The sequence below is a fragment of the Bizionia sediminis genome (assembly GCF_042684585.1).
GTDB classification, from domain to species: domain Bacteria; phylum Bacteroidota; class Bacteroidia; order Flavobacteriales; family Flavobacteriaceae; genus Algorimicrobium; species Algorimicrobium sediminis.
Window position 1 is genome coordinate 133788 of the sequence record NZ_JBHULS010000003.1, and the last position, 26650, is coordinate 160437.

The window sequence follows — 26650 nt, forward strand, 5'->3', positions numbered from 1 at the left end:
TTTATTCTCTAAAATAAGCATTTAAGCGGGCAAAACACACTGAAATAGCTAATAAACTTTTGTTAAAAACAATGTTTACCTAAATTTACAAAAATTTAAGGCATGAAAAAATTATTGTTAGCAAGCACCTCTACCGTGCACGGCAGTCCCTATTTGGCTTATTTAATGCCACGCCTAAAATCGTTTTTTAGCGGCTGCAATACGCTGCTGTTTATTCCTTATGCACGACCCGGAGGCATGTCGCACCAAGCATACACCGAAAAAGTTAAAGAAACCTTTAAAGCTCTTAATATTACGGTTGCAGGCATACACGAATACGAATCGCCTGCCGAAGCAATAGCATCGGCCGAAGCCATATTTACTGGTGGCGGAAACACCTTTGTCTTGCTGAATAACTTGTATAAAAACAATTGTATAAACGCCCTTAAAACAGCCATAAACGGTGGTACACCTTATTTGGGAACCAGTGCTGGTAGCAATATTTGCGGATTAACTATAAACACCACCAACGACATGCCCATTGTGTATCCCCCATCATTTAAAGCGCTTGGCTGTCTGCCTTTTAACGTGAATCCACATTATCTAGACCCGGAACCCAACAGTACCCATATGGGCGAAACTCGCGAGACACGAATAAAAGAATTTCATACCTACCATACCTTTCCTGTAGTGGGATTACGTGAAGGGAGCTGGTTGGAGTTAAACAATCATATACTACAGCTAAAAGGCGCCTTTTCTGCCCGCATTTTTGAGTATAATAAACAACCATACGAGCTTAATCCGGAAGAAACACTTCAGCACCTTAACTAATGCGTCATTTAAACCCATACACCGTTCGTTTAATAAATGCGGAAGAAACAATTCCCATTAGGCACGCTGTTTTAAGAATTAACAAGCCTATTGCATCCTGCTATTTCTTGGAAGACCATGTAAACACCAGCTTTCATTTGGGTCTATTTTTTAAGAAAACCCTAATTGGGGTAGCTACTTTTTTAAAAAACAACCATCCCAATTTTTCTGAAAATAGTCAGTACCAGCTTCGTGGCATGGCCATTTTACAGGCGCACCAAAACAAAGGTCTTGGGGGCCTTCTATTAAATCAAGGCATGCTAGAACTTAAAAAAGTACATGCTAACAGAATTTGGTGTCATGCTCGCGAGGCTGCAGTGCATTTTTATCGTAAAAACGGATTTAAAACTATTGGCGATCCGTTTTATATTACAGACATTGGTTTTCATTTTTTAATGACTCTTGACTAATTAGATTTGTTGAAAAAAAATCAAAAAATTTATACTTAAACCAACAATTCTGAATAGGTAATGCATCTTCTTTTGTTATAAATAATCCGAATACCTTTTAGCTGTTTAATAAACCCCCTATCTTTGTAAGTAAAATTATTTAGCCCGGTTATAATGAATAAAAAAGTAATTTTAATGATATTAGATGGTTGGGGTAAGTCGCCCAACCCAAGCGTATCTGCCATTGATAACGCAAACACACCATTTATAGATGCGCTTTACAAAACTTATCCGCACGCCAATTTACGCACCGATGGCTTACACGTAGGACTGCCAGAAGGGCAAATGGGAAACAGTGAAGTTGGCCACATTAATCTAGGAGCAGGGCGTATTGTATATCAAGATCTTGTAAAAATAAATTTAGCAGTTGCACATAAAACCCTTCAAAACGAAGCGGTTCTAAAAAAAGCCTTCGACTATGCCAAAACTAACAACAAACCGGTTCATTTTTTGGGATTGGTTAGCGATGGCGGTGTACATTCGCATATAAATCATTTATTTGGTCTAATTGATGCGGCTACGCTAGCAGGTGTTTCAAAATCGTATATCCACGCTTTTACAGACGGTAGGGATGTAGACCCAAAATCTGGCTTTGGCTTTATAACCTCACTTGAGGATTATCTGGAAAACAAACCTGCCGAATTAGCCAGTATCACTGGGCGGTATTACGCCATGGACAGAGATCAGCGTTGGGAACGTATTAAATTAGCCTACGATGCGTTGGTGCATGGTACTGGCATTCCATCCCAAAGTGCCACACAAGCTATAGCTAACAGTTACAAACAAGGAATTACAGACGAATTTATAAAACCCATAATTCTGCTTAACGAAAATAACCAGCCCAAAGCTACCATACAAAATGGCGATGTTGTTATCTTTTTTAACTTTAGAACAGACAGAGGGCGCGAATTAACACAAGCTTTAAGTCAGCAAGATTTTCACGAACAAAATATGCATAAGTTAAATTTGCATTATGTAACCATGACAAATTTTGATGACACCTTTAAAAACGTGCAAGTTATTTACAACAAAGATAATTTAACAGACACATTGGGCGCCGTACTGGAAAAACACCACAAACAACAAATACGGATTGCAGAAACCGAAAAATACCCACATGTTACATTTTTCTTTTCCGGCGGCCGGGAGCAGCCTTTTAATGGTGAAACCCGGATTTTAAGAAATTCACCAAAAGTGCCTACCTACGATTTAAAACCTGAAATGAGTGCCTACGAATTACGAGATGCATTAATTCCGGAGCTCCGCAAAGGTGCAGCCGATTTTGTGTGTCTTAACTTCGCCAATGGCGATATGGTTGGACACACCGGTGTTATGGAGGCCGCTATAAAAGCCTGCGAAGCGGTGGATACTTGCGTTAAGGATGTAGTTACTGCTGCTTTAGAAAACGGTTATACCACGCTATTAATTGCCGACCATGGTAATTGCGAAACCATGATAAATCCAGATGGTACCCCACATACAGCCCACACTACCAACCCTGTTCCTATAATATTAATAGATTCAGAATTAACCCATATTAAAAATGGTATATTAAGTAATGTGGCGCCCACTATTTTAAAACTTATGGGTATAGTAAAGCCAGCTGCCATGACCCAAGAAGCCCTTATATAAGGTGTAATTTTTATTTTTTTTGTAAGACTACCCTGTTATGAATTTTACCAACAAACTTATAATTGCCGTCGATTTTGATGGTACCATAGTAGAAGATGCGTATCCTAAAATAGGGAAAGCAAAACTATTTGCTTTTGAAACCCTAAAACGTCTTCAGGAGGAAGGCAACCGCCTTATTTTATGGACGTACAGAAGCGGCAGTCATTTAGATGAAGCAGTGGCTTTTTGTAAAGAAAATGGCTTGGAATTTTATGCCGTAAACAAAAGCTATCCGGAGGAAATTTTGGACGCAAATAAAAGTAGAAAAATACATGCCGATATTTTTATAGACGATCGAAATATAGGTGGTCTTTTGGGCTGGGGAGAAGTATACCAACTCCTTGCCAACTCCAAAGACCACCCATTAAAAGCGCCTAAAAAAAACCGATTTTTCTCGTTTTTTAAGAAATAACTAGCCTCTAATTAAATCGAAATAATGCTTATCAATACCCTCTTGGTGGTCTGGATGCGCAATATTTACTAATGCTTTTACACGTTCTTTTATCGTTTTTCCGTAAATATTAGCAATACCGTACTCGGTAACCACATAATGCACGTGCGAACGTGTCGTGACAACACCTGCTCCAGGTTTTAAGCTTGGCACTATTCTACTAATACCAGACTTTGTAGTAGATGGTAATGCAATAATTGCCTTACCTCCTTCGCTTAATGAGGCGCCTCTAATAAAGTCCATTTGGCCACCCACACCCGAGTACATATGCGCTCCAATAGAATCGGCACAAACCTGACCAGTAACATCTACTTCTATGGCAGAGTTTATAGCCACCATGCGCGGATTACGCTTAATAATAGATACATCGTTGGTATAGTTTGAAGCCCGCATTTCAACAAAAGGATTATCGTCCACATAGTCGTATAAGCGTTTAGAGCCCATTAAAAACGTTGTAAGGGCACGACCTCGGTTTATACCTTTATAATTTCCGTTAATAACATCGTTTAAAATTAAATCGATAACCCCATCGGAAAACATTTCGGTATGCAAACCCAAATCCTTGTGGTTGGTTAATTGTGTTAACACCGCGTTAGGTATATTCCCAATACCCATTTGTAAGGTACTACGATCTTCAATTAAACCAGCTACGTGCCGTCCTATTTTATACTCAATTTCCGATGGCTCCACCATTTCATGTGTAGGCAAGGCTTCATCGCACTCCACAAACACATCAATTTCAGAGGAATGGATAATACCAGCTCCGTGTGTTCGGGGCATTTGTTTGTTTACTTGTGCTATTACATAGTCGGCATTATCTATAGCTGCCAAAGTAGCTTCTACGGAAACTCCCAACGAACAATACCCGTGTCTGTCTGGCACAGAAACATGAATAAAAGCATATTGTAGGTTTATAATGTTTCGTTTAAAAAGAATTGGTAATTCGCTTAAAAAAACGGGGGTATAGGACCCGTTTCCGGCCTTCAAGGTATGCCGAACATTTTTTCCAATAAAGAAGGAATTAACATGAAAACTATCTCGATACTCTGGGTTGGCATATGGCGCCACACCCTCGGTATGTAGTTGGCAAATTTCTACATTGCGAAGTTCTTCATGCCTAGCAGTTAAAGCGCGCAATAAAACTTGTGGCGCGGCTGCCGCTGCTTGTATATAAATTTTACTGTTAGATTTTACGATTTTTACGGCTTCTTCTGCCGATACTGCGTTATACATAGTACATAGATTTTGTTCCTGCAAAGGTCTGAAAAAAGCCGCAGTTAAAACCTGTCAAAAGTCATATTAATTTCCAATTCCCACATGGTTTAAATTAAGTATCTTTGCCCATATTTTTTGAATTATGATTATTGTAAAAACAAGAGAAGAAATCGAGTTAATGCGCGAAAGTGCTTTAGTGGTATCCAAAACACTAGGCATGTTAGCTAAAGAAGTTAAGCCAGGTGTAACTACACTGCAACTGGACAAATTGGCTGAAGATTTTATTCGCGAACAAGGTGCTATTCCGGGCTTTTTAGGCTTATATAATTTCCCAAACACCCTTTGTATGAGTCCCAATGCACAAGTGGTGCATGGCATTCCAACCAAGGAACCACTTATTGAAGGCGATATTATTTCAATAGATTGTGGCGCTATTAAAAACAACTTTTATGGCGACCACGCCTATACCTTTGCTGTAGGCGAAATAGCCCCAGAAACCCAACAACTCTTGGATGTAACCAAACAATCCTTATACGAAGGTATTCGCGAATTTAAAATAGGAAATCGCGTTGGCGATGTAGGTTACGCTATTCAAAAATACTGCGAAGACAGAGGTTACGGAGTTGTAAGAGAATTGGTAGGCCATGGTATTGGCCGTAAAATGCACGAAGATCCAGAAATGCCTAATTATGGAAAACGCGGTCGGGGGAAAAAATTTGTAGAAGGCCAAGTGGTAGCCATTGAACCTATGATAAACATGGGTACCCACCGCATTAAACAACATAAAGATGGCTGGACCATAACAACGCTAGACAATAAACCATCGGCTCACTTTGAACACGACGTAGCCATTGTAGATGGCAAACCCGAACTGCTATCCACCTTTGCATATATTTACGATGCATTAGGTATTGAAAGCAACGAAGAAGCCCCTTTTAGACAACAACCAATTACGCTATAATGTTTTTATGAGTACCCAAATTAAAAAAATAGAAGAAGCCTTAACCCCGTTATTAGCACAATTAAATTCGCACAAACTTTATAGCGCCATGACCAACATAAAAGATGTTACCTGTTTTATGGAGCAGCATGTTTTTGCGGTTTGGGACTTTATGTCGCTGCTAAAAGCGCTTCAAAATAAGCTAACCTGTACGGCCTTACTTTGGATGCCGGCAAAAAACCCAGCCACAGCGCGGTTTATTAACGAAATTGTACTAGGTGAAGAAAGCGATTTAAACGAATTAGGCCAACCAAAAAGTCATTATGAAATGTATTTAGATGCCATGACACAAGTTGGTGCTAATACAGAAACCATGCAGCAGTTTGTTAGCCAATTAGCGGCAGGAAAATCATTACACTCGTTGTTGCCCACACTGCCTATTCAACCAGAAACCGCCCAGTTTGTAGCCTTCACTTTCGATGTTATAAACACCAACGAAGCACATAAAATAGCCGCAGCCTTTACCTTTGGACGTGAGGATATTATACCCGATATGTTTTTTCAAATTATTAAACAATCGGAAAAAGAACAGGCCCTATCGTTTAGTAAACTTACTTATTATTTACAGCGTCATATTGAATTAGATGGCGACGAACACGGCCCATTGTCCTTAAAAATGATTGAAGAATTATGCGGTAACGACACCCAAAAATGGAAAGAGGTTTTAGAAATTTCTAAAACAGCCATCATAAAACGAATAAGTCTTTGGGATGGCATTGTAAACGCCATTACGCAAAACAAACAATTAGTTAGTCAGTAAAAAGTTTACCAAATTTTTGGACTTTTTTTACAGCGTTAAAACATGCTTAAAAATATTTTTAAAACTATTTTAAACAACGTACCCAGACCCCTGTTAATTAGGGCTAGTTATGCTGTTCGTCCTGTTTTAGACGTTTTACTAAAAGGATCGGCGTTTACCGACCCCATAAATGGCAAAAGTTACAGGTCGTTTTTACCCTATGGCTACGGTAATCAGCGCGAAAATGTTTTATCGCCAGCAACCCTATCATTGGAACGCCACCGCTTACTTTGGCTGTATTTACAGCATGAAACCGATTTTTTTTCAGCATCAAAAAAAGTGTTACACGTAGCGCCAGAACAATGTTTTTTAAAACGATTTAGAAAACTTAAAAATTTGGATTACACGACAACCGATTTGCATTCGCCCATTGCCGATGTTAAAGCAGATATTTGCAATTTACCTTTTGCAGACCATAGTTTCGACGTGGTTTTATGCAATCATGTTTTGGAACATATTCCAAACGACACTAAAGCCATGCAAGAGCTTTACCGGGTTATGAAACCTGGAGGTTATGGTATTTTTCAAATTCCACAAGATTTAAGCAGACACACAACATTTGAAGATAACAGCATTACCGATAAAAAAGCACGCGCCGCTATATTTGGCCAATACGACCATGTGCGTGTTTACGGACGTGATTACTTTGATAAACTCCGCAGCATAGGATTTACAGTTAACGCGGTAGATTACACAGCACAATTTACCAATGCCGAAATAACTAAATTTTGTTTGGCCAAAGGGGAACTTATTCCTGTGGTATTTAAATAGGCAAATAACACCAAACTTAATTTATTATTTTAAGCTTGGTTAAAATAAAATTTGTAGTAAACAACTAAAATAAACCCACCATACAGCGTATTATGACACCTAACACTCTACTTATTACAGCAGCCACTTTTGGTTTACTAGCCGTTATTTTTGGTGCTTTTGGCGCACATGCTCTAAAAAAAATAGGAACAACAGAACAACTTCAAAGCTTTGAAGTTGGGGTTAAGTACCAAATGTATCACGCTTTATTATTGCTAGCTTTAGGCTTTGGTTTGGAAAACGTGGCATCTTTAATTTATTGGAGCTTTACACTAGGCATTGTTTTATTTTCATTCAGTATTTACGGGTTGGTGTTAAGCGCCATAAAAGGAAAGAAATTGCGTTTTTTGGGGCCCATAACACCTTTGGGCGGTCTGCTTTTGTGCCTTGGCTGGCTCCAACTAATTATTATGGCTTTTTAAACTTTTCTGTTTGCTATAATTTATAGTGTATTAATTGTCTGGAAAATTATTAAGACTTAACGTTTCTAGTTCATTATTGTCATTTTCGAAAATTAAAAAAGCCTTCAAATTTGGTCGGTTTTTTAAAAAAGCTTCTGTTTTTTCTACGCCCATGGCTTCAAATGCCGTAGCATAGGCGTCTGCCGTCATGCAATTGTTGGCTATTACAGATACGCTTAAAACGTTTGTTTTACTGGGATAGCCCGTTTTTGTATCTATTATATGCGAATACCGGTTACCGTTATTATCAATTTTAAACTTCCGGTAGGTTCCGGAAGTAGCCATAGCACCATTGGTAATACTAATAGCCTTAAAAACGCTGTGCTCATCGTTAAAATTAGGTGTTTCTACACCCACGCGCCACGGACTATCTTTTTCTTTGTTCAGGCCGCGTGCGCGAATTTCGCCTCCAATTTCTACCAAGTAATCGCTTACATTGTGGCGCTCTAGAAACTCGCCTATAACATCTACACCATATCCTTTTGCAATAGCGTTAAAATCGATGTAGGTTTCGGGCAATTTGTTTACTCGGTTATTTACAATATGTACCTTATGCAAACCAACACCTTGCATTAAACTATCTATTTTCAAGCTATCCAAAGCCACTATGCCACCTTCCGGACCAAAATCCCAGGCATTTACAACGGCTCCAATGGTAGGATCAAACGCACCATTGGTTTCTTGGTGTATGGCTTTAGCCGTTTCGTATACCGCCATAAAATGATGGTCTACTTTGTTGGTTTCATTTCTATTTAATTTAGAAATATCGGAATTTGGAATATATGTAGACATGGAGTTATTTATAGCCATAAACAGACTGTCAAACTCTTTTTGATAATTTGTATCGTCATGATAAATTACAGAATAGGTGGTTCCAAAAACAGATCCTTGTATTTTAGTGTTTTTAGGCTCCTTTTGGCATGATACTGCTAAAAAAACCAATGTAAAAAGGTAAAAAAAATGGGGGAATTTCGTCATGATGTAAATTTATTGCAACAAGCATTTTAAAGGTAGTAATGCTGCTTGTAAGGTGTAAAATACTTAATTTAAGTTTGTTTCAATAACTTGAATGCCATTATACTCTATAAGGTATTCCTCGTTTAAATAAATTGGCAAATCTTCGCCATTCGGGTTCCCTAAACCTACGCCAGCATATAGCACCTTGGCGTCCTTATCGGTAGCATGTTTTTTAAAGGTTTCCATCCAAACAATATCGTAATTATTTGGATTATCGGGTAATAAAACTGCTCGCACAATAACAAAAAAGTACTGACTATTTTTATCAATACAGACAAATTGCGGGTGCTTTTTAAGTTTTGAATTAATTGCTACAAATTCAAAACCACGCCTTTCTAAATCTTTGCCTACATGGTTCATTGCCAAATTGTGGCGCTCCTGTTCGGTAAGTGCTCTTCTCATACTACAAAATTACTAATTATTGGAAAACCAAATCTTAAATGCTTGTGAATACTTTTAAAATGTTATCATTTTTTTGTATCTTTTTAGTTTAAACTCATAAAGTGACAGCTATGAAAACAACAAATCGATTTGATCAAGCTATTTTAAAGCTATATCACGCCTTTCATTCTGGCACGCTTGTACCAGAGTGTAACCAGCAATGCGCAGTAGGAACTATTTTAAATAATTCCGAATCTTGGAAACATTTTAGTGATAACCACGGTAGCACTGTGCTAAATTATGTAGGGTTGGTAAACGAAAACTTTGGGCGCCGCTTTGGTGGTTATAAACCTTCAGAATTATTACAAATAGAAGTCACGTTTTTAAAGGCCTGTGGCTACCAGGTGCCTTTGCACTATTCTCATAAAAAACCAGAACAGCCCTTAAATAAGGATACCTTGTTTAGCGGCCTAACTGCTGTAGTAAGTTTGCTATGCAAATTGGACAACCTTCCAGATGTTATGAATTGCCAAGCGCTATTTATGTACAAACCAAAACCTTATAGCCAGTTTGCAAATTAGCTGAAAACACTTTTTAAATTGTAATTTTTTTGATTATTCACAAATAAATAACACTTTTATTGTGTTAAACTGTTTTAATGTGTTAAAAAAATAAGATATTTCCTTAAAATTAAACTAATAATAGAATACTATTTAAAAAAAGGTTTGTTTATTGGAAATAACTTTTTACATTTAAGGCAACCAAAAACTTACTTATGCCCTCAAACGACCTAAATTCTTATTTAGACGACCCTATTCTAAAGAGTCTCGACTTTATTGAAACCCACGCCATAATAGGTAGGTGGGAATATTATCCTGATAAAGACTTATTAACTTGGAGTAAAAACACCAAAAGGATTCATGAGGTGCCCGATACCTACACACCCGATGTTACTAATGGAATTAATTTTTACAAGGAAGGTTATAGCAGGCAACTGGTACAAACGCTTTTCTCGTTATGTTTAGAAAAGTTTGAAAGTTTTGATGAAGAACTACAAATAGTTACCTCCAAAGGCACTGAAAAATGGGTGCGGGTTATTGGCACCCCTCAAGTAGAAAACGGTATTTGCACGAAAGTAACTGGACTTTTTCAGGATATTGATGAAAAAACGAAAAACACCAAATTACTAGCCTTACGCGAAAAAGAGCTCCGTTATAACTTTGAGCAAGCCATAATTGGTATGGCAATTTTAGATATGCAGGGCAATTGGATAAAAGTTAACAATAGTTTATGCAACATGTTGGGCTACACCCAGGCGGAGTTTTTAAAATTATCTTTTATGGATATTACTCATCCAGAAGATTTAAGTGACGACCGCGTAGCATTTGGACAGTTAGTTTCTGGCGAAATAACGCACTACAAAACAGAAAAACGATATATTCACAAAAACGGAAATCCGGTATGGATTCAATTGTCCTCTTCGGTGGTTAAGGATAAGTCCAACCGCCCCATGCACTTCATTGCCCAAATAAACGACATTACAGAGTCAAAAAAATACACACAACGCATACAAAAGCTATTAGAAACGACTGAAGCCCAAAACGAACGTTTGTTAAATTTTTCGCACATTGTATCGCATAACCTGCGTTCACATTGCAGTAATTTAGTGATGTTGGTAGACATACTGAAAACAGACTTACCAGAAACCACACAAAACGAAATTTTCCCAATGGTAGAGGCTGCTGTTACTAATTTACGAGAAACCATTGATAACCTAAACCAAGTAGCCTCTATTAATAATAATAAAGTTCTAAACCTGGAACCAATAAATTTATTGGAAATAATGAACGACGTTATAAAAGGAGTGTCCGGTTTAATACTTAACTCGAATGCTGTGGTAAAGGTAGATATAGACCCCGATATTCATGTTAAAGGGATTGCCGCTTATATGGACAGTATTTTATTAAATTTCCTAACAAACGCCATAAAATATAAGCAGTCCAATAAACCACCGCAAATAGAAATTTCGGCAAGTAAGCACCGTAAAAAAGTAAAAATTAAATTTAAAGATTACGGGTTAGGCATTAATTTGAAGCGTCATGCCAATAAATTATTTGGTATGTATAAAACATTTCATAAACATAAAGACTCTCGCGGCCTAGGCTTATTTATTACCAAAAACCAGATATTAGCTATGGGCGGAGACGTTTCGGTAAAAAGTGAAGAAAACGTTGGCTCAACCTTTATTATAGAATTATTAAGTTACCCCTAAATAAATTATTTCAACATGCCTGTTATAGACATTACCTGCATCATTGATGACGACCCCATTCACGTATTTGGCGTAAAGCGTATCCTTACATTAAGCAACTTTACCCGTTCCTGTATGATTTTTAAAAACGGCCAAGAAGCATTAGACAATTTGCGTCCCATACTTATTTCAGGCACCCGTGTACCAGAAATAATTTTATTAGACATAAACATGCCCATTATGGATGGCTGGGAGTTTTTGGAGGAGTTTGTAAAAATACCTACCTCTAAAACAGTTACCATTTACATTGTAAGTTCATCCATAGACCCCGCCGATATAGACCGCGCTAAAGCTTATGAAGCTGTTTCTAATTATATAATAAAACCTGTAACCTTTGAATCCTTAAAAACCATAATGGCCGATTTTACAGAAAATGAAGAAAGCGGAGAATAACAAAGCCCCCTTAAACAATATAAATGCCCAGTATATGAAAGTACTGGGCATTTTTATAAAATGAGTTTAGCTTTCTAGGTAGTAATTAGGCTCCAAAATTGTCTTCACACGCACCTAACGGGTTCTTTAACTTTCCAATTTTTCACTTCTAGTAATTCTAATCGTGTTAATTAAAATTTGAAATTAGTAAAAACGCTCCCGTTCAGGCAAACAACTGTAATAGACCCATTCACGTTTAGGAGAACCACCACACCGGTATGTTTCTCGTTTTTAAACCATTTTACCTTAAAGGTTACTAAAGCAAAAAGACGAAAGTTATCTTTTTAAAGAATTACCTTTATTCTCCCAAGTAAATGAACATATTAACACTTAAACTTTTAGGTTTAATAGTTATCGGAGCATTGGATCCACCGGAATTAACAGATACCGTGTGGTTGTGAGAACCAGCAGAATTAATATTTAAAACATGGTTGTGGTCGCCACTGGAATCAATTGTTAAAACATGCGCATGAGCACCATCTGCACTTGTACTTGCTGTATATGAAACAGAAGGTCCCGAAACTAAAGATCCTATAGCTTGACCTGGACCACCTAAAAAAGCACCCCCACCATTAGGGCTATGAGTATGGTTTCCTGCCGTATTTGTAACACCTGAATGTGTGTGGTTCCCTGCGTTATCAGCAATGCCAGAATGTGCGTGATTTCCGCTCGTATTTGTATTTCCTGTAAACTCTGTGTTAGGTAAGTTAGCTTGTGTTAAAGTAATGGTATTAGAACCAGTAATACTTGCCAGTACACCTCCGTTTTGCACCAAGTAGGCATCGGTTGCATCGGGAAGATTTCCAGATAAATTCAAGGCAATTGCCGCGCTTTCTTGCGCTTCGTTAAGCTGGCTCAATGGTCTACCATTTAGTAGCACCCAGCCATTATGATCTCCAGCTTGAATACCGGATTTAATATCGCCTAGGCTAGCACCACCTGAATTGTCAATTTGGTTTTGCAAATTTGCAATTAAAAGGTTCAGTTCATCTCTAGTAACATTTCTATTGTCCACGTAACCTTTGTTTACAGCATCTTGTTCATTAACAGGATCAGCAAGATTGGTTATACGTTCGTTAGCCGCTGAATTGTTATCCATTAAAATAGAACTTAAAGTTTGTGTTTCTTCTGTAATGAAATTTGAGGTCACTTTTGTCCACCTTTCGGTAGTGGCATTATAGCGTAATATATCGCCGTCTACGGCACCGGCTAAATCAAAATTAGACTGTAGTGTTGGATCCGTTTCTGTAACAAAACCAGCGGCATTGGAATATAAAGCATAAGGAACACTTAACAGTTGGCTTGTTCCTGTAATGGTGTAATTGCTACCACCTGTAGGGTCGGTTTCTGTTTTTACAAAATAAGAATTTAATGACCAGTCTATTGTTGAAAAATCTCCCGAAATAACAAGTCCAGTTCCGATTTCTAATGTAATCAATCCATTTTCGTTTGTTACAGGTGTATGCGTTTCGGTATAAACAGATGCGCCTGTGTCACTTCCTTGTAAAACGCTTATTTGTAAACCTATTGGTGAATTAGTAATTAAAGCACCAGCACCATCTCTAACCACAGCTTGGTAGCTCATTTTATCTGGAGCTTGGGCACTTGCCTGCTGTGGTAGGAACGCGCTGGCCGTTAGCAATAATGCTACTAAAAATGTGCAAAGTGATTTATTCATGGTTTTTCTAATTGTATGCAATACGTGTTTCATAACTATTAATTTTTAATAGCGAAATAGGTTTTTATTTTTTTCTTTTTAGGTATAAAATAAGTATACCTTAAAATTCCCTTACAGGTATAATATAATACAAATTAGATTTGTCCGCCTGTATATTAGACCCATTATTTATATGTGTAGCCCATGCTGATTGAGCCGTATTATCGACGTGTGGTGTGCAAGACCAATAATAACCATCTACAATGCCGGATAGTTGAGATAAAACGGCACTGTTTCTTATCCCATTATTGATGAGATCTTTTGAAGGCAAAAGCCAATCATTATAACCGTTTATAGAAAGATTATCTACTACTCTTGCCGCTATATTAGCTTCTTCACAACCATTAATAATAGCTGAATTTTGAGCGGCTGTTGTATTTGCAAAACCTCCAGTAACCATTCCTGGTAAATTAGTCCCTTCACAACCCCATGGAGCAGCATCCGTTAAAGCGGCTTCAGCCACTACAAACCCGTGCACTGCACCTTCTACATAACCGTCTTCGTTAGGTTGATAAGTATAAGCTAATATACCACCTTGAAAGCTTTCTCCTAAAGCTACGGGAGGGGTCCTGAATGGGTAGACATTACCGTCTACAAATTCACCATTTATAATAAGACGGTAATAATAGGTTGTATCTACTACTAAATTAGTAGATAATGCTTCCACTCCGTAAGAATAGTTATTTAAATCTTGTAAATTAATCTCAAGTGCTTCAGAGTTAGACGGAATTGGGTTAGAGACAGTAGATATTAGTAAACGGATAGAGGTAACATTTGGGTCGAGAGTATAGTCATAACCTATACGTATTCGAAAACGCGCCCTATCACTTAATAATTGGTTGAAATCAATTTCTAAATTATTAAATACGTCGTCAAAACCAAATTGAACAGTACCGGCAGGTTCTTCAACCCAATTTGGCGCACCATCTACGATTTTTAAAATTGAACCCTCTTCTCCAGCTGGAAGTAAAGACCATTCTGTACCAGACCAAATTAATATATCATTTGGGTTTGAACCCTCTGGTATTGCTGTATTCCCCGAAGATTTAGCATACAAAGCATAAGGAACACTTAACAGTTGGCTTGTTCCTGTAATGGTGTAATTGCTACCACCGGTAGGGTCGGTTTCTGTTTTTATAAAAAAGGTGCCTGCACTCCAATCTATGGTCGTGAAATCGCCACTTACAACAGTTCCCGTTCCAATCTCTATCGTAAGCAAACCATTTTCGTTAGTTACAGGTGTTTGTGTTTCTGTATAAACAGCTGTACCAGTAGCACTTCCTTGTAAAATGCTTAATTGTAAACCTATTGGTGAATTAGTAATTAAAGCGCTTGAGTCATCTCTAACCACAGCTTGGTAACTCATTTTATCAGGAGCTTGGGCACTTGCCTGCTGTGGTAGGAACGCGCTGGCCGTTAGCAATAATGCTACTAAAAATGTGTAAAGTGATTTATTCATGGTTTTTCTTATTGTATGCAATTCGTGTTTCATAACTATTAATTTTTAATGATTTTAAAAGTTTTTAACTCCTGGTTGTTTTGGTTGACTCTCAAAATGTACATACCCATGTCTAATTGCTGCATGTTAATTTGAGTAGCCCTATTGGTAATACTGCCATTAGCTATAACTTTCCCGTTAATGTCTACAAGTTGATAGCTTACAGCATTGAGCGTAGTATCTGAAATGTTCAGCACCACATAATCCGACGTTGGATTTGGATAAACCCCTGCTGATAAATTTACAGTAGTCAATTCTGGGTTACTTAACGTTTGAATTTCAAAACTTTGCTGAACACCCTGCGAAACTGTGCCACTTCCTGTGTTGGTAGTGTACACCATTTGGCCAACCGTATAACTAGAAGTTCCACCACTACCAGTGGCATCGCCTCCCGATGTTGGAATGGCTTGTTGCGAATAGATGAAATGAGTAGCAAATACCGAAAAAGCTACAAGTGTTAGTTTTTTAGTCATAAATTCCATGGTTTTTTTCTTAATTATTTTTTGTAATTTATTTTATGTTAGCCGTTGTTTTTAAGATTTACGGGGTTCATGTTAAATGCTGACGTCCTATGAATCTTCCCAAACGAAACTTGCCTTGTTTGGATAAACGTTTGGTACTAAAAAAATCTAATTTTATTTTTCTGCGGCAGCACAGCATGTGCTAAATTTTGATAGCCTGCTTTCCTTACAGAATTTTTGTAATGGTTGGTATTTAATACAAAATACCCTCCGGATGTTTTGTTTGTGCAAACGAAGGATTCTTGTTATTAGCGTTCAAACGTGAGGTTACTACATGCAGAAAAGCAATTGGAAAGGGTAGGTAGATTTGTTTCATTAGGGCTCTTTGTTTTAAATAAACCGAACACAAACTTAAATTAAAACACAATTAACCTAAAAAAATCGTGTTAGCAATCTGTTAGCATAATTATTAATTAACACATTTTCAGTATATTATATAGGAAAAAGAAAACTTACAAGCTGAAAATAATACAGTGCATTAGAGCAATTGTTTAATATTGGTATAAAAGTCGTCCGCATTTTCACAGCCTATTTTTTTAATTAAACGGTTTTTTGCGACTCTAAATGAACCATGTGTCATGTTCAAAAGATCGGAACATTCTTTTGTAGACAAACTTAAAAGGGAACAATAAATAATGTGCGTTTCCTTTTCGCTTAAATTTTCATACTCTTTATGAACGTTATAAGCTAACTCCGGAAAATCGGTGTGTAACGTTTCAAATAAGGATAAAATATTACTTTTATTATTTGCTTTGTCCAGCTTATAGTTGGTTTTAATAAAGTTATTTTTTAATACTTGCAATTTCTCCGTTTGGCGCTCAAAACGTTTCTCTAAAGTATAGAGTTTCTTGTAATAATTTTTTCTATCATTTTTTTGTTTAAACAAATAGAGTAGCACAAAAATTAGTGTGCTTAAAAGCCCGATAAGTAACAACGTGACATTAGATTTTAATTGATTATTTTTTTCTTCAATAACCGTTCTATCGATCATTACACGCCCTAACTGCCCAGTCATAGTCGTGTACAACGCATTATGATAGTATTCCGTGCTGTCCCGTGCTTGTTCCGATTTTTCAATTAACTCCAGTAACGCATCATGACTTAACAGGTGTCCGTAATCTCTTAAAACACTTTCGTACAAGTTTAGCGCATAGGCATAGCGTTTATCTAGGGTGTAACCTTTTGCAGCGTTCATATAATAACCAATCACCATTTCTGGTGCCGCATTCGTTTTATCATTTACATAACCCAATACCTTATTATAATCTGCTGTTTTCCAATTAGGCAAACTATCTTTATAGTACGTAATTATAGGTAAAAGTTCGATAGCTTTATCTGGTTGGTTTAAATCTGCATAAGCCATAGCCGCATTGGCAGCCGATTGCACCAAATCTACATCCCGGAAAGCCGAACAGTTATCAGCTAATTCTTTAAACATAACAAAGGCATCTACGGCCAATTGCGCTTTCTTATTATATACAGCAACACCCACAAAATTGTTAATAATACCTATTTGAGTGGCTTGGTGCTGAGACGTGCAAATGTGATCATAAATTTCTTTTTTGTACCTGTTAAAATAGCGCTCTGACACATCCATAGCCTTTCCAATTCCTGATACTGTAATTAGCTGCTTTAGCGATACGTAAAATAGAGAATCCTTAACTGTTACATCGTCATTTAAAGCCAATGCTAACTGCAAAGCCTTTTCATTCGCTAAAATACTTGTGGCAAAATCACCAGATTTATAACTTTTTTGAGCGGTTTCTAATTGAAAAGATAAAGCATCTAACTGCGCAAAACCTTTACTGGATAAAAGGAATAGCACGGCATATACCACAGTAAGTAATCGTAAATTTCTCAAAACAATATAGAATAAATAGGGCCATTTAGTAGCACATGCTGCTACGTGCTACCATTAAGCTAAAATCTTCTATGAAGGTAAAAAAAAGATGCCTAATTCCGAAAAAGGTATTAGGCATCTTAAAAATTAAGGTAATTATTTAGATGTTCTGAAAGGAAAATTAACCTCCAAAATCATCAAAACGTATGTTTTCATCTGGAATTCCAAAATCCTCACCCATTTTTTGAACAGCTTGGTTCATTAATGGTGGACCACAGAAATACAATTCTATATCCTCTGGTGTTTCGTGGTGATTTAAGTAATGTTCAATAACACAGTTGTGAATAAACCCAACAAAACCATCTCCAGGAGCATCTAACGATTCTTTAACTTTCCAATTATCCTCCTCTAAAGGTTCTGATAATGCTAAATAAAATTTAAAGTTCGGAAAATCGCGCTCCAATTCACGGAAATGATCTAGATAGAACAATTCACGTTTAGAACGACCACCATACCAATAAGTTACTTTTCTACCAGTTTTTAAAGTTTTGAATAAGTGGTATAAATGCGAACGCATTGGCGCCATACCTGCACCACCACCTACGTACAACATTTCAGCTTCGGATTCATTAATAAAGAACTCACCATAAGGACCAGAAATGGTTACCTTATCGCCAGGTTTTTGTGCAAAAATGTAAGACGATGCAATACCCGGATTAACATCCATCCAAGTATTTTTAGCTCTATCGAAAGGTGGCGTAGCAATACGCACATTTAACATAATTTCGCGCCCTTCTGCAGGGTAAGAAGCCATGGAATACGCACGTTCTACTGTTTCTGTATTCTTCATAACAAGCGGCCACAACTCGAACTTATCCCATTCTGCTTGAAACATATCTGGAGAGGCGTGTTCCTCTGGATGCGCCGTAATATCGATATCCGAAAATTTAATTTCGCATGGTGGGATTTCAATTTGGATATAACCACCCGCTTTGTAACCCATATCTTCAGGAATTTCAACTACAAATTCCTTGATAAAAGAGGCTACGTTATAATTTCTAACAACCGTAGCTTCCCATTTTTTAATACCAAAAACTTCCTCTGGAATGGTAATTTCCATATCCTGCTTTACCTTTACCTGACAGGATAAACGCGCTCCGGCTTGCAATTCTTTTCTACTAAAATGCGGTGTTTCTGTAGGTAAAGCCTCGCCACCTCCGGAAGTTACGTGACACTCGCACTGAATACAAGTACCACCACCACCACAGGCTGACGGTAAGAAAATTTTATTTGCACCAAGTGTGGACAATAAAGTATCGCCAGACGACACTTCTATTTCGCGCTCGCCATTAATTAAAATTTTAACGGGACCTGAAGGCGACAATTTTTGCTTAACAACTAATAATAAAGCTACCAATAATAGCGTAACCAGTAAAAAGGCTGCTACCGTAGCTAAAACAACTCCTAAAGTATTTGCGGCTAATATAATCATAGTACGTTCTATTTAATTGTGTTATCGGCTACCGTTAAACTTGTTTTAACAATAGTATTTTCATCTGCATCGGCTTCCTGAACAGGCGCTTCCGCTTGGGTTGTTGTTTCTTCTGTTTCAACAGCATCATCGCCACCTGTAAGCATTCCACCAAAACTCATAAACCCAATAGCCATTAAACCGGTAATGATAAAGGTAATACCTAAACCACGTAAAGGCGCGGGCACAGAGCTGTAACGAATTTTTTCGCGAATGGCCGCAATAGCAACAATAGCTAAAAACCAACCAATACCAGATGATATACCGTAATTTAATGCCAAACCAAGTGTTTCAATTTCACGAGACTGCATGAATAATGAGCCTCCTAAAATAGCACAGTTTACCGCAATTAACGGTAAGAAAATACCCAATGAATTATATAAGGCAGGTGAAAATTTTTCTACTATAATTTCTACCAATTGTACCATTGTAGCAATGGTAGCAATAAACATGATAAAGGATAAGAAACCTAAATCATAATCGGCAAACTCTGGTCCTAACCAAACCAGCGCACCTTCTTGCAATAAATACTGATCCAACAACCAGTTTAAAGGCACCGTTATAGCTAAAACAAAAATAACCGCTGCACCTAGTCCGACAGCTGTAGATACCTTTTTTGATACTGCCAGGTAAGAACACATACCTAAAAAGTATGCAAATACCATGTTATCTACAAATATCGATTTAAAAAATAACTCTATATGTTCCATAATTTTATTCGTATTCGGTAAGTATCATGCTCCCTAATAACTTTTGGTGACACGACTTACCCGTTCGTTTAGTCTTCTATTAATGCTTTGTTTTTACTACGTTGTACCCAAATAATAATACCTACAACAATCAAGGCCATTGGAGGTAGTACCATAAAGCCATTATTTTCGTAACCTATAGCGTACAAGCCAGTTTTTTCTACAGCGTCGCCAAGTACTTTGTAACCAAATAAAGTACCAGAACCTAATAGCTCTCTAAAGAAACCAACAATTATTAAAATAACACCATAACCTAAAGCGTTTCCAATACCATCTAAAAAAGAACGCCATGGTTTGTTGGCTAAAGCAAAGGCTTCAAAACGTCCCATAATAATACAGTTGGTAATAATTAATCCAATAAAAACCGAAAGCTCTTTACTTAAACTGTAGGCAAAGGCCTTTAGTACTTGGTCTACAATAATTACCAATGTAGCCACAACAATAAGTTGTACGATAATTCTAATTTTTGAAGGAATAATGTTTCGCATTAACGAGATAACAACGTTACCCACACCCATTACAAAAATAACCGAAATAGCCATTACTATTGAAGGTTTAAGCTGCGCTGTAATAGCCAAAGCCGAACAGATTCCTAAAACCTGTATCGTAATTGGGTTATTATCCAATAACGGATCACTAATTAATTTACTATCTTTTTTTGATAAAAGTCCCATAGAGCATTTAGTTTAAAGTCTTAAAATAAGGCATGTACATTTTCACGTCTTTTTTCAGCATTGCCGAAACACCATCGCCTGTAATGGTAGCACCTGCTAGCGCATCAATTTCGTGATCGTCTTTTATTTCATTTTTAGGGTCGTTGTTTCCTTTAGCCACGGTAATTCCTACAAAGGCATCGCCATCTAGAAATTTTTCGCCTGTAAAATCGTCCATAAAATAGCGCTGCTTAATTTCCGAACCAAGACCAGGTGTTTCCGCTTTATGATCGAAATAAACACCCTGTACAGTCATGGATTTATCCAGTGCCACAAAGCCCCAAATAGCATCCCATAACCCCTTTCCTCTTACAGGCACAATGTACACATCCTGACCATCTTTTTGCCCAACAAATAAAGGCAAACGTCTTTGATAGTCTGGGTTTTTAGCTTTTGTTTCTTCCTTTTTAATATCAATTAAGTAGGCTTCATCATCCTCAATTAATTCATCGCCTTGTAACACATATTGTTTGGTAATGTATTTCTCAAACTCGGCCTCTACCCTATCTGTAGGAACAAAGGCAACGTCATTCGGTCCTTTATTATCGTTTACCCCTAAAGCATACAAAATGTTTTGTTGCTTTTCATAACGCTCGTTTGCTTTTACTAGCGGTTTTAAGCCCGAGGCCAAACCTGCTAATATGGAGCCCACTATAACAACCATAACGATTGAAAAAATGACCGTGTAGCTATTTTTTTCTGTATCTATTGCCATAATTATGCTGTTTTTACTTTAATACGCTTCATTCTACGTTTTACATTACCTTGAACAACATAATGATCAATGGTTGGTGCAAATACGTTCATTAATAAAATTGCTAAAAATACCCCTTCTGGATAGGCTGGGTTGAATACACGAATCATAATGGATATAAATCCAATTAAAAACCCGTAAATCCATTTTCCTTTGTTTGTTTGCGAGGCTGTAACCGGATCGGTAGCCATGTAAACAGCACCAAATAGAATACTACCAATAATTAGGTGCTGCCAGAACGGAACGCTCATTAATCCGTAGAATTTACTTGAATCGGCAATCCAACCAGCATCTACAACCAAGTTAAAGATTAAGCCCATTACTAATGCACCAATAAGCGTACTTACAATAATTCTCCAGCTACCTACTTTGGTGAATATTAAAAATAAAGCACCTATAATAATTAGTAGTTTAGAAGTTTCGCCAACCGAACCTGGTATAACTCCCCAAAACATATCCCAATAGTCGTACATAACGGAATTATTTTGAGCGTAGGAACCTAAAATGGTTTCACCCGAAATGGCATCGGCTGTACCTGCACGCTCCACAGCGCCGTGTACCCAAACCTTATCGCCCGACATCCATGTTGGATAGGCAAAAAACAAGAATGCACGGATGGTAAGGGCTGGATTTAAAATATTCATACCCGTGCCACCAAATACTTCTTTACCGATAACTACGCCAAACACTACTGCAACAGCTAGCATCCATAACGGAATATCCACAGGAACAATTAAAGGTACTAACATACCTGTTACTAGGTAACCTTCTTCAACTTCATGACCCTTAATAACTGCAAAAAGAAACTCAACTGCCAAACCAACACCGTAGGAAACGGCTACTAATGGCAATACAGTCCATGCTCCAATTATTAAGTTATCTAGCGTCCAAAAAGAAGCACCTAAAAAACCTTTAGCAGCTTCAATTTCGCCCAAGGCTAAATAGTGCTGGTAACCAGCGTTGAATATACCAAATATTAAACATGGCACTAAAGCTAAAATAACCACATTCATGGTTCTTTTTAAATCATCGGCTGCTTTAATATGCGTCCCGTTTTCGGTGGTCATATTAGGCAGATACAAGAAAGTGTGAAGTGCGTTAAACGCTGGGGCCATTTTTGTCCCTCTGTACTTCTCCTTTAAATTATGTAAATTACTTTTTAAACTCATATTTTTAAATATTTTTCATTTTTGGTTGAAAATGAATCATTATCCAATTTCTTTTATCATTAGGTCCAGTCCTTTTCTAATAATTTCCTGATGCGGCTGTTTGGACACGCATACAAATTCTGTTAAGGCAAAATCTTCTGGAGCTACTTCATACATACCCAAGGCCTCCATTTCATCCAAATCGGAATACATACACGCTTTAAGTAATTGTAATGGGTAAATATCTAAAGGAAACACCTCTTCATATTTCCCTGTAAGTACAAATGCCCGATGCTCGCCATTGGTATTTGTAGTAAGTTCGTACTTTTTATTTGGCGTTAACCATGAAAATGTTAACGCGCGGGAAGTCGAAATTTTATCGAAAACAGGCTTATTCCATCCAAAAAATTCATAATCGTCTCCTTCAGGTATTACCGAAATAGTATTGCTGTAATAATCCAAACTTCCGTCTGGTTTTACTTGCTTACCGGTTAATACGTTTCCAGAAATGACACGATCATTACCACCCTTTTCTACGCCGTTATCGTAAACCATAGTCGCTACTTCGCTGCCTATTTTAGTTTTAAAATAACGTGGTTTTTTAACAGACGAGCCTACAAGCGCAACCAAACGCTCGGCGTTAAATTTACCTGTTAAAAGCAATTCACCCATAATAACTAAATCCTGTGGTGCAACAGTCCAAACAGTTTCACCTTTATTTATAGGATCTATTTTATTTATTTGAGCACCCACATTTCCAGCTGGATGCGGTCCAGATACCTTGTGCAAAGAAACGCCTGTTAAGCCTGCTAAAGGCGAATTGGCATTTTTTCCAACCGATACATGCACTTGGCCCTCTGTAAGTTTACCTAATGCGGTAACAGCTGCCTGCAACTCGGCTTCCTTACCTTGCAATACATAGTCGTAATCCGCAGCTAAAGGTGCCGTGGCGTAACCCGAAATAAAAATAGCTTTTGGTGCTTTGTTTGGATTAGCAATAACATCGTAAGGTCTTTGCTTAATAAATGGCCAGCAACCAGAAGCTAATAAATGTGCTTTAACAGATTCTGATGTAGCAGATTCTAAATTAAACACACCGTGGTCGTGATAAGCCTGCTCCTTGTCGGCTAAAATTTTCAACGCTAAAATACGACGTTTCTCACCTCTGGGAATATCTACTATTTCTCCCGAAACAGGCGATACAAACATAACAGACTCTTGAGCCTTATTGTAAAAAATAGGTTCTCCTGCCTTTACTTTCGCGCCAACTTTAACGATTAATTTTGGTGTAACACCGTGGAAGTCCTCTGGTCTAACCGTGCAAAAATTGCTAACAACAGCATTTTCAGTCACATATTCAGCAGCTCCTTTAAGCTTGATATCTAGACCTTTTTTAATGGTAATGTCGTTTGACATGTTATAAATCTATTTTGTTAATAGTAAAAAATATGATTCCGAGATTTACCAAAGGTAAAAATCGCTGCAAATTTACGAAATTATACATCATTTTATGCCAGACTTCCTTTAAGTTTGTTATTTATATTCATTCTAAATAATGAGACTAGGGAAGGCACAAATTTTGCTTACCTTTAGCATCTAAACAAAAAATGTATGTTGAGAATAGTTTTTATTTGCGTCCTTATTATGGTATGCCCGTTGGTTTCTGCCCAGGTTGTCCAAGAAAAAGCACCTCCGGCTTATATTAAATCTATTACGTTTCAAGGGCAAACCGCCCAAAGTCAGTTACCCATAATTCAACTCGGGCAGCAGTTAATTTTGGAATTTGATGCCTTAAACGGCGATGAAGCCGACTTTTACTACCAAATAAAACACTTCGACTACAATTGGGAACCTTCGCAACTTATGCAAAGCGAATATTTAAGCGGCATAGACAATCAACGAATTCGCGACTACGAAAACTCCTTTAACACCTATCAAATATACTCGCATTACACGTTGCGTATTCCAAATGCGCAAACCAGAGGACTAAAAGTATCTGGAAATTACATGTTATTTGTTTACAACGATTACGATGAATTGGTGTTTTCTAGAAAGTTTATGGTGCAGGAAAACATGGCAACCGTAGGCGTTTCTGTAAAACGCGCTCGCGATGTGCGCCAGGTTGAAACCATGCAAGGTTTGGACATTATTATAAACTCTAACAACATGCGTTTTAACAACCCACAACAAACAGTAAAAACATGCATTATTCAAAATAACAACCTACATACGGCCATTAGTAATGTTCCGCCTCAATATACATTAGGCAGCGAACTTGTTTACAAATACACCGATAAAATTTTATTTGAAGGCGGTAACGAATATTTTTATTTCGAAAACAAAGACATTCGTGGCGCCAACGCAGCCATACGTTATATTGAACTTAACGAATTATACAGCAATTATTTATTTACCAACGCGCCCCGCTTTAACAAACCTTACACCTACAATCCGGATATTAATGGAAACTTTTTAATTAACGCCATTAACACCGAAAAACCAGCTATTGAAGCCGATTATGCGTGGATTCATTTTTCGCTTATTCTTCCTGAACTACCCAAAAATGAGTCGGTTTACGTGTATGGCAATTTTAACAATTACGCTTTAGAGGACGCCAATAAAATGGTTTTTAATCCAGCCAACGGGTTATATGAAGTACCCATACTCCTAAAACAAGGTTTCTACAATTACAAATATGTTGTAAAAAACAACCAAACTGGCGCATTAAATGAAAGTGCCATTAGTGGCAGCTTTTGGCAGACAGAAAACGATTATAAAGTGGTGGTTTACTTCCGCGATTTAGGTGGCAGATACGATCGTATTGTTGGTGTTGGTGAAGGCAATTCTACCAACATATCCAACTAAATTATAAGTAAATCGTTTTCAAATCTGGCTGTTATAAGTAATATGGTGGCATTATTTTACAAAGCGTTTTAAAGTAAGCTTTTTTCATGCGTCCAAGCAGTAAAAACCCCATTTAGCTTCATGCCAGTTTAACACCGTCAAGCGCCATAATTCTGTTAAAAAAAAGCTAATTATCTGGTATTAGACACCTTGTAAGAGTCTTTCATTTTAATTCCAAGATTTTATTGCTTATTTTTACATAACGTAAAATTTAAAACCCGCCAAAGCATGGTTCAGCAAGTTACCAAAGGCATAAAAATTTCGGTAAACACAAATTTTGAAGGTTCTTTTTATAAGCAGTACCAACTTAATTATGCCTTTGCCTATCAAGTTGTAATTGAAAATCAGAGTAAGGATTTGGTTCAATTATATGCCCGCGAATGGACTATTTTCGACGCCTTAAAACCTGTTGAAATGGTAGTAGGCCCTGGGGTTATTGGCGAAAAACCCATTTTAAAACCTGGCGAAATTTACAGTTACACCTCTGGTTGTGCTCTTGTGGCTCCTTTTGGCCTCATGCGCGGTTTTTATAGCATGCGCAATTTAGAAACCAACCAAACCTTCAAAGTTGCTATTCCCTCATTTCGCTTGCACGCATCATTTGCGCTAAATTAACCGGAAATTTTAAAAGGAACCACATGATGTATATCGGTAAGTAAATCGGTGTAGTGCATTTTCAAATCAGTTTGTAAATAAGTAATCTGCGTGATACTGGTTGTTTCTATGTGCTTACGTTTTAACAAAACACTGTGCGTTTTACTTGTATTACCAGCTGTTTTATGAAATGCCATAATTGCCTCTGCCGAGGTATCTAATTTCTTATTGAATATTTGAAACCAACGTTGTCTGTCAGTTTTCATTTCATCAGTATAAAGCGTAGCCGAAGACCAAATTGTTGGTTTAAGCGGCACTTGCCTGACATGCTTTTGGCTCCCATCCCATACCAACTCTAAAACCTGAAGTATTTTATTCCAGTCTACTAGTATTAAAGTAAAAGGTGCAATTCCTTGCAAATTACAGGTATCTAAAAAAACCGATAAATTACTAGCCTGTAACACTTTTTTAACTACCAAACCCCGACTTAACCGATAGGTACTAGCGGGCTTGTACGGTTTAAAACCGCCATTTAGCAGGCATGCCAATCTGTTTGTACTAGCCAGGCCAATCCAAGAACCTCCTGCTACAGTATCTTTTGGATACAGCATAACTACACCATTTTCGTTATATAGTTTTGGTGGAACTGTTTGTCTGCTTGGCAGTTCATCTCTATTGGAAGTAATAATAAATTGCCCGTTAGCCTTTGGAAAAAATGTAACCGTACACATATAATGACTGTATTTTTACAACTACGAAAATAACTAAATTGGCGCGCGAATTAAAACGTATTTAAGCGCCTTTCTATCAAAAAAATAGGCAAAATTTTGTACCT

Annotated in this window: 27 protein-coding genes; 13 read left to right on the forward strand and 14 right to left on the reverse strand. The window is 37.4% G+C overall.

The annotated features are described in order from the left end of the window. Nucleotides 1-102 precede the first annotated feature (102 nt). The 4 genes from pepE to ACFSQP_RS08675 all read left to right on the forward strand — a co-directional run bounded on the left by pepE (nucleotide 103) and on the right by ACFSQP_RS08675 (nucleotide 3381). Complete coding sequence (pepE, locus tag ACFSQP_RS08660; RefSeq protein ID WP_376893474.1) at nucleotides 103-810, forward strand: dipeptidase PepE; 708 nt, start codon at nucleotides 103-105, stop codon at nucleotides 808-810. Beyond that, nucleotides 810-1259: a GNAT family N-acetyltransferase gene (locus tag ACFSQP_RS08665; RefSeq protein WP_376893476.1), complete on the forward strand. Its 450-nt coding sequence runs from the start codon at nucleotides 810-812 to the stop codon at nucleotides 1257-1259. Before pepE ends, ACFSQP_RS08665 begins: the two co-directional genes overlap by 1 nt. A gap of 153 nt (nucleotides 1260-1412) precedes the next feature. Further along, nucleotides 1413-2930: a 2,3-bisphosphoglycerate-independent phosphoglycerate mutase gene (gene gpmI / locus ACFSQP_RS08670; RefSeq protein ID WP_376893478.1), complete on the forward strand. Its 1518-nt coding sequence runs from the start codon at nucleotides 1413-1415 to the stop codon at nucleotides 2928-2930. Nucleotides 2931-2967: 37 nt separating this feature from the next. Then, a complete protein-coding gene (locus tag ACFSQP_RS08675) occupies nucleotides 2968-3381 on the forward strand; it encodes a BT0820 family HAD-type phosphatase (RefSeq protein ID WP_376893480.1) in 414 nt (137 codons plus the stop codon). Here ACFSQP_RS08675 and ACFSQP_RS08680 read toward each other — a convergent pair whose 3' ends face one another. Further along, complete coding sequence (locus tag ACFSQP_RS08680; RefSeq protein ID WP_376893482.1) at nucleotides 3382-4653, reverse strand: acetyl-CoA hydrolase/transferase family protein; 1272 nt, start codon at nucleotides 4651-4653, stop codon at nucleotides 3382-3384. Nucleotides 4654-4777: 124 nt separating this feature from the next. Between ACFSQP_RS08680 and map the strand changes: the two genes are divergently transcribed. The 4 genes from map to ACFSQP_RS08700 all read left to right on the forward strand — a co-directional run bounded on the left by map (nucleotide 4778) and on the right by ACFSQP_RS08700 (nucleotide 7666). Then, nucleotides 4778-5596: a type I methionyl aminopeptidase gene (gene map, locus ACFSQP_RS08685; RefSeq protein ID WP_376893484.1), complete on the forward strand. Its 819-nt coding sequence runs from the start codon at nucleotides 4778-4780 to the stop codon at nucleotides 5594-5596. Nucleotides 5597-5603: 7 nt separating this feature from the next. Then, complete coding sequence (locus ACFSQP_RS08690) at nucleotides 5604-6395, forward strand: DUF3050 domain-containing protein (RefSeq protein ID WP_376893486.1); 792 nt, start codon at nucleotides 5604-5606, stop codon at nucleotides 6393-6395. A 42-nt stretch (nucleotides 6396-6437) separates the two neighbouring features. Next, complete coding sequence (locus ACFSQP_RS08695; RefSeq protein ID WP_376893488.1) at nucleotides 6438-7205, forward strand: class I SAM-dependent methyltransferase; 768 nt, start codon at nucleotides 6438-6440, stop codon at nucleotides 7203-7205. 92 nt (nucleotides 7206-7297) lie between these two features. Next, on the forward strand, nucleotides 7298-7666 hold the full coding sequence (locus tag ACFSQP_RS08700) for a DUF423 domain-containing protein (protein ID WP_376893490.1): 369 nt from the start codon (nucleotides 7298-7300) through the stop codon (nucleotides 7664-7666). Between the two features lie 30 nt (nucleotides 7667-7696). On the opposite strand, the gene ACFSQP_RS08705 is transcribed toward ACFSQP_RS08700, so the two are convergent. Together ACFSQP_RS08705 and ACFSQP_RS08710 are read right to left on the reverse strand one after the other, a co-directional pair. Continuing rightward, a complete protein-coding gene (locus ACFSQP_RS08705; protein WP_376893491.1) occupies nucleotides 7697-8683 on the reverse strand; it encodes an FAD:protein FMN transferase in 987 nt (328 codons plus the stop codon). A gap of 63 nt (nucleotides 8684-8746) precedes the next feature. Further along, entirely contained in the window at nucleotides 8747-9124 is a 378-nt protein-coding gene (locus tag ACFSQP_RS08710) for a Na(+)-translocating NADH-quinone reductase subunit F (RefSeq protein WP_376893493.1), read from the reverse strand. 110 nt (nucleotides 9125-9234) lie between these two features. Between ACFSQP_RS08710 and ACFSQP_RS08715 the strand changes: the two genes are divergently transcribed. From ACFSQP_RS08715 to ACFSQP_RS08725, 3 genes are all read left to right on the forward strand, one after another. After that, entirely contained in the window at nucleotides 9235-9684 is a 450-nt protein-coding gene (locus ACFSQP_RS08715; protein WP_376893495.1) for a Na(+)-translocating NADH-quinone reductase subunit F, read from the forward strand. A gap of 194 nt (nucleotides 9685-9878) precedes the next feature. Then, nucleotides 9879-11375, forward strand: a complete 1497-nt coding sequence (locus ACFSQP_RS08720; protein WP_376893497.1) for a sensor histidine kinase — start codon at nucleotides 9879-9881, stop codon at nucleotides 11373-11375. Nucleotides 11376-11390: 15 nt separating this feature from the next. After that, nucleotides 11391-11807 carry a response regulator gene (locus tag ACFSQP_RS08725; protein WP_376893498.1) on the forward strand — a complete coding sequence of 139 codons (417 nt, stop codon included), beginning with the start codon at nucleotides 11391-11393 and terminating at the stop codon, nucleotides 11805-11807. Nucleotides 11808-12144: 337 nt separating this feature from the next. Here ACFSQP_RS08725 and ACFSQP_RS08730 read toward each other — a convergent pair whose 3' ends face one another. From ACFSQP_RS08730 to ACFSQP_RS08775, 10 genes are all read right to left on the reverse strand, one after another. Then, entirely contained in the window at nucleotides 12145-13557 is a 1413-nt protein-coding gene (locus ACFSQP_RS08730; RefSeq protein ID WP_376893500.1) for a hypothetical protein, read from the reverse strand. A 67-nt stretch (nucleotides 13558-13624) separates the two neighbouring features. Beyond that, nucleotides 13625-15055 (reverse strand): hypothetical protein, encoded by a 1431-nt coding sequence (locus ACFSQP_RS08735; RefSeq protein WP_376893502.1) that lies wholly within the window; start codon nucleotides 15053-15055, stop codon nucleotides 13625-13627. 5 nt (nucleotides 15056-15060) lie between these two features. Beyond that, nucleotides 15061-15534: a T9SS type A sorting domain-containing protein gene (locus ACFSQP_RS08740; RefSeq protein ID WP_376893504.1), complete on the reverse strand. Its 474-nt coding sequence runs from the start codon at nucleotides 15532-15534 to the stop codon at nucleotides 15061-15063. Nucleotides 15535-16060: 526 nt separating this feature from the next. Continuing rightward, nucleotides 16061-17443 (reverse strand): hypothetical protein, encoded by a 1383-nt coding sequence (locus ACFSQP_RS08745; RefSeq protein ID WP_376893506.1) that lies wholly within the window; start codon nucleotides 17441-17443, stop codon nucleotides 16061-16063. A gap of 160 nt (nucleotides 17444-17603) precedes the next feature. After that, nucleotides 17604-18911 carry an NADH:ubiquinone reductase (Na(+)-transporting) subunit F gene (nqrF, locus tag ACFSQP_RS08750; RefSeq protein WP_376893890.1) on the reverse strand — a complete coding sequence of 436 codons (1308 nt, stop codon included), beginning with the start codon at nucleotides 18909-18911 and terminating at the stop codon, nucleotides 17604-17606. Nucleotides 18912-18922: 11 nt separating this feature from the next. After that, complete coding sequence (gene nqrE, locus ACFSQP_RS08755; protein WP_376893508.1) at nucleotides 18923-19663, reverse strand: NADH:ubiquinone reductase (Na(+)-transporting) subunit E; 741 nt, start codon at nucleotides 19661-19663, stop codon at nucleotides 18923-18925. 68 nt (nucleotides 19664-19731) lie between these two features. Further along, the gene (locus ACFSQP_RS08760; RefSeq protein ID WP_376893510.1) at nucleotides 19732-20376 is read right to left on the reverse strand and encodes an NADH:ubiquinone reductase (Na(+)-transporting) subunit D; all 645 of its coding nucleotides are present in this window, start codon (nucleotides 20374-20376) and stop codon (nucleotides 19732-19734) included. A 7-nt stretch (nucleotides 20377-20383) separates the two neighbouring features. Next, the gene (locus ACFSQP_RS08765; RefSeq protein ID WP_376893512.1) at nucleotides 20384-21130 is read right to left on the reverse strand and encodes a Na(+)-translocating NADH-quinone reductase subunit C; all 747 of its coding nucleotides are present in this window, start codon (nucleotides 21128-21130) and stop codon (nucleotides 20384-20386) included. A gap of 2 nt (nucleotides 21131-21132) precedes the next feature. Further along, nucleotides 21133-22338, reverse strand: coding sequence for an NADH:ubiquinone reductase (Na(+)-transporting) subunit B (locus ACFSQP_RS08770; RefSeq protein WP_376893514.1), 1206 nt, complete (start codon nucleotides 22336-22338; stop codon nucleotides 21133-21135). A 39-nt stretch (nucleotides 22339-22377) separates the two neighbouring features. After that, on the reverse strand, nucleotides 22378-23733 hold the full coding sequence (locus ACFSQP_RS08775) for a Na(+)-translocating NADH-quinone reductase subunit A (protein ID WP_376893516.1): 1356 nt from the start codon (nucleotides 23731-23733) through the stop codon (nucleotides 22378-22380). Nucleotides 23734-23928: 195 nt separating this feature from the next. On the opposite strand from ACFSQP_RS08775, the gene ACFSQP_RS08780 reads away from it, so the two are divergent. Both ACFSQP_RS08780 and apaG read left to right on the forward strand, forming a co-directional pair. After that, nucleotides 23929-25182 carry a type IX secretion system plug protein gene (locus ACFSQP_RS08780; RefSeq protein WP_376893518.1) on the forward strand — a complete coding sequence of 418 codons (1254 nt, stop codon included), beginning with the start codon at nucleotides 23929-23931 and terminating at the stop codon, nucleotides 25180-25182. A 267-nt stretch (nucleotides 25183-25449) separates the two neighbouring features. Beyond that, the gene (apaG, locus tag ACFSQP_RS08785) at nucleotides 25450-25836 is read left to right on the forward strand and encodes a Co2+/Mg2+ efflux protein ApaG (protein ID WP_376893520.1); all 387 of its coding nucleotides are present in this window, start codon (nucleotides 25450-25452) and stop codon (nucleotides 25834-25836) included. Here apaG and ACFSQP_RS08790 read toward each other — a convergent pair. After that, entirely contained in the window at nucleotides 25833-26546 is a 714-nt protein-coding gene (locus ACFSQP_RS08790) for an NRDE family protein (RefSeq protein WP_376893523.1), read from the reverse strand. The two genes, apaG and ACFSQP_RS08790, sit on opposite strands and share 4 nt — an antisense overlap. Between the last annotated feature and the right edge of the window lie 104 nt (nucleotides 26547-26650).